Raw genomic sequence first — 3,090 nt, forward strand, 5'->3', positions numbered from 1 at the left:
ACAACCTTTTCGCTCAATTGCGGACACAACGTAGCGCGTCTGCAACCGGAGGCCTTAATTCGAATATTGTTGGAACAGAATTGATCGGCAAACCACCGCAGATCATCTGAGATGTCTCGGGATGACTGGGGCCCGCCACACCTAGTCTACCCGTCCAAATCGACCCCAGCATGCTTCGAAGCGACTGCTGTCATTGACTATTCGTCAAAGCAATCATCGAACGATCATTAGGCTGCAAATGTTGTCCGCGGACAACTTGTGCACTGACCTGAGCGCCTTCAATAATTTGGCTACGCAGGGACTCGCCTTCCAATGAAGACCTTAAATAGTTCTCCTTTGTGAGTTGTCCGCGGACAACAACCCCGCCATGGTTAATCGTTTGTAAAATGTTTACGAATCGGGCTTACTGTGAACTTCGCAGTTAACGTTGATTTTAAATCAATTGCGAAGTTGAAGGGCCTCAAATGTTAATAAGTCATAACTTGATGGATCAACAAGAACACCTCCCGACACTCTTGTCGGCAGATTCGCTAGAATTGTCGCGGCAACTCCAGCTCCATCAGCAGAAAATATTCCCTCCGACATCGCAGAAGACTATTCGCCAGTTTTCACCATCTGAGGCTGCTGCATATATTGGGATCGGAGAGGGTTACCTAAGACAGGTAGCATCGGATGGCCATGGCCCAGAACCTATGCCAAATGGCCGACGTATGTACTCGCCGGACGACATGGATCGCATTCGTAGATCATTAGATGAGAAGAACGGGGCGCCTAAATATGTCCCAACGCGAAGAGCTAATGAAAAGCTCCAAGTGTTAGCGGTAATGAATTTTAAGGGTGGATCAGCCAAGACCACCACATCTGCGCACCTCGCCCAGTTTCTCGCGTTACGTGGATATCGCGTGCTTGCGATCGATCTTGATCCTCAGGCATCTCTATCGGCACTTTTTGGACATCAACCTGAACTGGACGTTGGTGAGAGCGAAACACTTTACGGTGCTATTCGATACGAAGCACCCCGCAACATTACTGAGATCGTGCGTGCTACGTATACGCCTAATCTCCACGTCATTCCAGGTAACCTGGAACTTATGGAATTCGAACATGAAACACCAAAGGCGATTACCACGGGACGTGCCGAAAGCATGTTCTTCGCTCGAATAGGCGAAGTTATCGCCGATATAGAGAGCCTTTATGACGTTGTCGTTATCGATTGCCCTCCTCAGTTGGGCTTTCTAACGATGTCAGCCCTGTGTGCTGCTACGGGTGTGTTAATCACTGTTCATCCACAAATGCTCGATGTCATGTCTATGAGCCAGTTTCTTGCGATGACGAGTGAACTCATGGCGGTCGTGGAACGGGCCGGCGGCCGAACAAGTTACGATTGGATGCGTTATCTCGTAACTCGTTACGAACCTAATGACGGCCCTCAAAGTCAGATGACAGGATTTATGAGGGCTATTTTTGGTAATCGGATGCTTCAGAATGCTATGTTGAAGTCCACAGCGATTTCAGATGCTGGCGTAACTAAGCAGACACTCTACGAGGTGGAACGCTCACAATTCATTCGTGGCACGTATGACCGCGCAATGGATTCACTGAACGCCGTGAACGGGGAGATCGAATTGCTTTTGAGAGCCACGTGGGGGAGGAAGTGATCAATGGCGCGTAAGAATCTTATCGGCGTATCATTGGATACTGCTGCAATGTCCCCGAAGACACCTGATTCCGATATCACGAAGTCCAGGCCGCTGGCGGGTTTCGTACCATCTGCACGGAGTGCCCCGGTGGGTGGAATTACAAAATCTTTGACAAACATCACACAGAAAGTCGAACGCGTCGATGAACTTGAAAGGCAGCTTTCAGAAGGACAAGTAGTCGTAGAGCTAGAACCCAGCTTGATTGACGGATCTTTTGTCTCGGATCGGCTCGAGATCGATCAAACCGAACTTTCCGAACTCGTAGCGCAAATTCGTGAAAGCGGCCAGCTCGTCCCGATACTTGTAAGGCCTAATCCTGCAAACCAAGATCGCTATCAGGTAGCGTTTGGGCACCGACGCTTAGCAGCGGCTAAAATTTTAGGGAAAAAAGTCCGCGCAATCGTCCGCGATTTGACAGATGAGCAGCTCGTTATCAATCAAGGTCAAGAGAATAATGCTCGTACAAATCTCTCATATATTGAACGGGCTTTGTTCGCTAAACGCTTGGAGACAAAGGGGTTTGAAAGAGATGTCATAATGTCATCGCTTGCAGTCGACAAAGCCGCTGTGTCAAAAATGTTATCCGTCGTAAAGCAGATTTCCGTTGAGGTTATCGAGTTGATTGGTGCGGCCCCTGAAATCGGTAGAAGGCGTTGGATGGAGTTTGGCGATCTGATTTCTTCCGAAAACTCCGATTGCCTTGTTCGGGAGTTGTCCGCGGACAACATAAGGTCTTTGGAAAGTAATGAGCGTTTTCAAAAAGCCTGCGAGTATCTGGCAGCGCCTAAATCCTTAGCTCCGAAGAAGACAAGTACCGGCACCAGCACTAATCGTTGGGCTTCGAATGATGGTTCATTAAATCTCCTGATGAACCATCGCGCGAAAAAGGTAGCTATCGAACTTACGAATAGAAATGCAAACAGTTTTGCAGAATGGCTAGCTAGCAGAATGGACTCGCTTTACGACGAATTTAGCCAGTCAAATATCAGTAAGAACGGAGAATAACACGCAAAAGAAAAAGGCCCCCAAAACGTCGCCGTATGGAAGCCTCTCTCGATCTTTAGCAAGTCTGAGAATCGCATTTCCATGAATCAGTGTCAAGAGTCTTAAGCGTCATTTTGGCGGGTGGATTTCTTTTGCCTTTCGAAAGGTGAGAGGAAATGCAAATTCTGGAGACTATCACGTCCACACTATGTGGGCGAATGAAGACGTTTACCCAAAATCCTGAGCTACAGAAAAGGCAAAGGAGGGGCGTAAACCGCTGGGTAATCTACAAACAGCTCTGTGTGGCCAAATCAGCACTCGAACTCAATGATCGTTGCCTTGCTGTGCTGAGTTCGCTGTTGTCATTTCTGCCTGACGATGAATTACTTGAGAAAAGCGGCATCGT

General features: G+C 48.2%; 3 protein-coding genes. All 3 read left to right on the forward strand.

The annotated features are described in order from the left end of the window. Positions 1-464 precede the first annotated feature (464 nt). Positions 465-1,658: a plasmid partitioning protein RepA gene (gene repA / locus JNC70_RS22630; RefSeq protein WP_151558700.1), complete on the forward strand. Its 1,194-nt coding sequence runs from the start codon at positions 465-467 to the stop codon at positions 1,656-1,658. A gap of 3 nt (positions 1,659-1,661) precedes the next feature. Further along, entirely contained in the window at positions 1,662-2,705 is a 1,044-nt protein-coding gene (gene repB / locus JNC70_RS22635; RefSeq protein ID WP_374789040.1) for a plasmid partitioning protein RepB, read from the forward strand. Between the two features lie 197 nt (positions 2,706-2,902). Next, positions 2,903-3,090: helix-turn-helix domain-containing protein (locus JNC70_RS22640; protein WP_374789042.1), on the forward strand; the 188-nt coding region annotated here is incomplete at its 3' end.

Origin of the sequence: Brucella oryzae (assembly GCF_041929965.1) — a bacterium.
In the GTDB taxonomy this organism is placed as follows: Bacteria; Pseudomonadota; Alphaproteobacteria; order Rhizobiales; family Rhizobiaceae; genus Brucella; species Brucella oryzae.

What these genes read in the sequence shown, in the direction of transcription:
- repA (WP_151558700.1), top strand. Translation starts at nt 465, where the DNA reads ATGTTAATAAGTCATAACTTGATGGATCAACAAGAACACCTCCCGACA.
- repB (WP_374789040.1), top strand. Translation starts at nt 1,662, where the DNA reads ATGGCGCGTAAGAATCTTATCGGCGTATCATTGGATACTGCTGCAATG.